At 61.6% G+C, this 3,587-nt stretch carries 4 protein-coding genes; 2 read left to right on the top strand and 2 right to left on the bottom strand.

Going from position 1 to position 3,587, the window contains the following annotated elements; genetic code table 11:
- Nucleotides 1-189 precede the first annotated feature (189 nt).
- Complete coding sequence (locus tag RWX45_RS12900) at nt 190-927, top strand: hypothetical protein (protein WP_316024120.1); 738 nt, start codon at nt 190-192, stop codon at nt 925-927.
- 116 nt (nt 928-1,043) lie between these two features.
- Here the strand turns inward: RWX45_RS12900 and RWX45_RS12895 are convergent, their stop codons facing one another.
- Entirely contained in the window at nt 1,044-2,108 is a 1,065-nt protein-coding gene (locus RWX45_RS12895; RefSeq protein ID WP_316024119.1) for a hypothetical protein, read from the bottom strand.
- A 6-nt stretch (nt 2,109-2,114) separates the two neighbouring features.
- On the bottom strand, nt 2,115-2,807 hold the full coding sequence (locus RWX45_RS12890; protein ID WP_316024118.1) for a hypothetical protein: 693 nt from the start codon (nt 2,805-2,807) through the stop codon (nt 2,115-2,117).
- 311 nt (nt 2,808-3,118) lie between these two features.
- On the opposite strand from RWX45_RS12890, the gene RWX45_RS12885 reads away from it, so the two are divergent.
- Nucleotides 3,119-3,559: an L-rhamnose mutarotase gene (locus tag RWX45_RS12885; protein WP_316024117.1), complete on the top strand. Its 441-nt coding sequence runs from the start codon at nt 3,119-3,121 to the stop codon at nt 3,557-3,559.
- The last annotated feature ends 28 nt before the right edge of the window (nt 3,560-3,587 follow it).

Below are 3,587 nucleotides of genomic sequence, written 5' to 3'. Positions count from 1 at the left end.
TCGGCACCAACGCACAGAAACACCCCGCCCTCCCAGCACCCAAACCAACCGACACGGCCAATACCCCTAACACTCCCCCAGCGAGCAGGGACGACGAAGCCTCCAACACGGACTCAACACACCCAGGCCAGGCAACCACACACCACCACCTACTAACACCCTCACCCCACCATCACGCTCACACCCACCATGGACTCAACCAACACCACCGGCGAGCATGACAGCGCCCGTAACTCTGACGCTGCCGCTCCTGAGCCTTGTACGAGCCAGCCAAAACGACGCAGATCATTGATTCTGCTCACCCTCACGTTGGCCGTTGCGCTCGCCATCGGCGTTGTCGGCGTGTGGTGGCGCCCCTGGGAGACGGAAGAACCCCCGGCACCCCCGCCGGAGACCGTATGCAACGGCCTCTACGAGACCGCCGAACTCAACCGAATCCTCGGCAGCCAAATCGGAAGCGACGACACGCTTATCTACGGCGCTCGCAACCGTTGTGCTGTTTCGTCGGGCAAGCCACCGGCGACGAGTGCCAAGGGCTACCAACTGTACAGCACCATCATGTTCATCGATTACTGGCGCGACGATGAATACGACGCAGGCAACGGTTATAAGTGGACCGATGAGACCATGGCAGCGGACACCGAGAACGACGTCCAGAAGCTCGACATCCCCGAACTGGAGGGCAACACCTACCTCTGGATCAGACAATTCAACTCTGAAGATGACGTGTACGGTATCTGGTTCGGGGACGGCTTCATAATTTCCGTCAACCTGCCCCACCCGGAAAATGGCCTGGACGGGCCACGCAACACCCAGGAGGCAGTAGACGTGATGCCCGAACTACTGACCTACATCGGCACCAACGCACAGAAACACCCCGCCCTCCCAGCACCCAAACCAACCGACACCCCGAGCACCCTTAACTGAAGAACCCGCCGACATCGGCAACCAGACCACCGACTCCGCAACAACCGCGGTGACTCGCCGGTGACAGTTCCTCGATGGCGGTGGGTGGCCTCGGCCCGGCTGCCGCTCCGGGGCTGTCAGGGTTGTTTGGTGGGGCGGGTGTTGAGGGTCTGGATCTCTGCCACCGGGATCGTCGTGGTCGTCTCCGTCGTATGAGTACCCAGAAAACCGGTGGCACCATCGGAAGCCGTGTAGGAAGCGGCATAGCCCACGCTGACCTCCACCGGGGTCACCGAGCCCTCCAGGTGAGCCGAGCTGCGATCAAACACGATGACACAGTCCGTACCCACCCGATCATTCTGCTCAGTCCACGGGACCCCAAACCCCGTGCAGAAGGCCTCACCATCCGTCGGCTCCAGATCCAGACCACCAGCAGCCGCAATAACCGTCGCAGTGGTCGAACCCGCCGTCGCAGTCACCGTCACTTGCGAGGGCGTGTCACCAGTAGCCCAGATCCACGTATCCATACCCACAATCGTCGCCCGGCGCTCCCCCACCGTCGGGTTGTATCCGATGGTGGCCGTGGGGATCGTGATCGCATCCCACGCCGCCCGCGCCAACGTCGCGCCGTCGATCACCGCCTCCGGCGCCGCCTGACCCGCAGGCACATACACCGGACCGTTGCTGGCGTAGAACTCCCCGGAAATCTCATTGAACTCAGAAAAATCGTCTCCACTGAAGTACTCCAACGAGCACCACGGCGTATACCAGTACCCCTCAGTGTCATCCGCATACGACTCATAGTCGGGGTACATGCCCTCAACAATCGACAACGGATCACCCCAACCGCCGTAAGTATTCGCCTCCTTCTCAGCCCGTCCGGACTCAAACCACTCCGCAACCTCCGCACCCGTACGATCCTGCTCAAACCAACACACCGGATGCACCGTGACAGCCACAGTCTGCAACGAGGCCACCGACGCCCCACCACCAGCCCCATCAGCCGCAGCCGACACGAACTCCGCCGACACCGACACCGTCACCGAACCATCAGAACCCTCAGACACCGAACCAGACGACGAGCTATAATTCCTATCCTGTTTTTTATTGGCCCAGGCAGCAGGCGTAACGACAATACATGTCGACACCACAAGCAGCAGTGACATCAGAAACGACAGAACCATATAACGGTCGAACTTCATGACCCCTCACACCGTGCACTCGTTGGCCGACAGAGTCGTTTCTTTTGACTCTTTCCAGACCCCGTCTTCATACGTCATAGTAATTAGCGTCTCGTAACGACCTTGGAGAGTGTCAGGGTTACTGACGTCGTTGCCATCAGCATCGTATGCAACGAGATCGGACTGATCTCCACACATCAGAATCTCAGCTCGAATTGGCCAACTAACATAAACTGCGGTGATAGATACACGCAGAGTTCCATCGGTCCTACCCTCGCCGAGCTCCTCGTAGTTGGCCTTAATGTCCTGGTATTCTTCTGCGGTCATGAGTGGTTCGGCGTTCTCGACTCCAGTACGGGTGAACCAGATGTTCCAGGTGACCTGGTCGTAGTTGATGAAGGCCTTGAGCACCTCGGTCTGCTGCTCATCCAGATCCTCCGGGATAGACGTCACCACATAGCGGTCGGTGGACAGCGACTCCGCCGTCACCACCCCCGCCGCCTCCGCCGAAGCCGCAGCAGACGCAGACGCCTCGGCCGCGGCGGCAGACTCGGAAACCTCGGCCGACGCCATCGCCTCGGGGTCGTAGGTGGGGATATCCAGGCCACCCTCGTCCGAGCTCGACGAGCACGCCACCAACGGCGCACACGCCAGCAACAGTGCCGCAGCGGCAGCCACAGCAGGTCGACGATTCGGGACGCCGCTCAGAACACGGAACACCTTCGACTCCTTTGGTCATCTCGGGACGTCATCGGGATGTTACATAGTCTCACACGCCCACTCCATACAGGCAAGGCGCCGACCACCGCCGGCCCGCCACCGCACCAACCGGTCTCGCCGCGCCACAAGTGCCGGTTTCGGCACGTCACAAGTGCCGGTTTCGGCACGTCACAAGTGCCGGTCTCGACGAAGGGGGAAGCAGGGGTTGACGCGGAGCCGAAGCCAGACTAACCTCAACTACGTTGAAACGGTTCACACCACCGTTGACGCTGCACCCTCGGGCCGCAGCACACCCCGAACAAGGACGTTCCATGACCGAAACCCCCACCACCGGCGCCCCTGCCGCCCCGGTCGCCGACTCCACCACGCCGACACCATCAGACCCCTCCACCGCTCCGGCCACCCTGACCGAACTTCTGGAGACCACCTCGGCACGCTCGCCTCAACGCTGCTGCTTCCTGCTGCACGTTCGCCCCGAGCGCCTCACCGAGTACGTCGAGGTCCACCAGCACGTCTGGGAGGACATGCGCCAAGCGCTCACCCGCTGCGGGTGGCGCCACTACTCCCTGTTCCTACGGCCCGAGGACGGACTCGTCGTCGGCTATTTCGAATCCGATGACACCGCCGCGGCCATGGCCGCCATGGAGGATGAAGACGTCAACACCCGCTGGCAGGCCGAGATGGCCCAGTACTTCGTGCAGCCCGACGGCGGCACTTCCACCGTCCTGCCCCAGTACTTCTACCTGCCCTGACCTTTCCCGACCCCTACCCCCGTAGTCC

It is taken from the genome of Actinomyces sp. MRS3W, from assembly GCF_032465695.1.
Taxonomy (GTDB): domain Bacteria; phylum Actinomycetota; class Actinomycetes; order Actinomycetales; family Actinomycetaceae; genus Actinomyces.
Note: the sequence above shows the minus strand (reverse complement) of the source record. Positions and strands in the feature narration are given on the sequence as shown.

Excerpts from the sequence above, each read along its gene's own strand:
- RWX45_RS12900 (WP_316024120.1), top strand. The coding sequence starts at position 190 with ATGGACTCAACCAACACCACCGGCGAGCATGACAGCGCCCGTAACTCT.
- RWX45_RS12895 (WP_316024119.1), bottom strand. The coding sequence starts at position 2,108 with ATGAAGTTCGACCGTTATATGGTTCTGTCGTTTCTGATGTCACTGCTG.
- RWX45_RS12885 (WP_316024117.1), top strand. The coding sequence starts at position 3,119 with ATGACCGAAACCCCCACCACCGGCGCCCCTGCCGCCCCGGTCGCCGAC.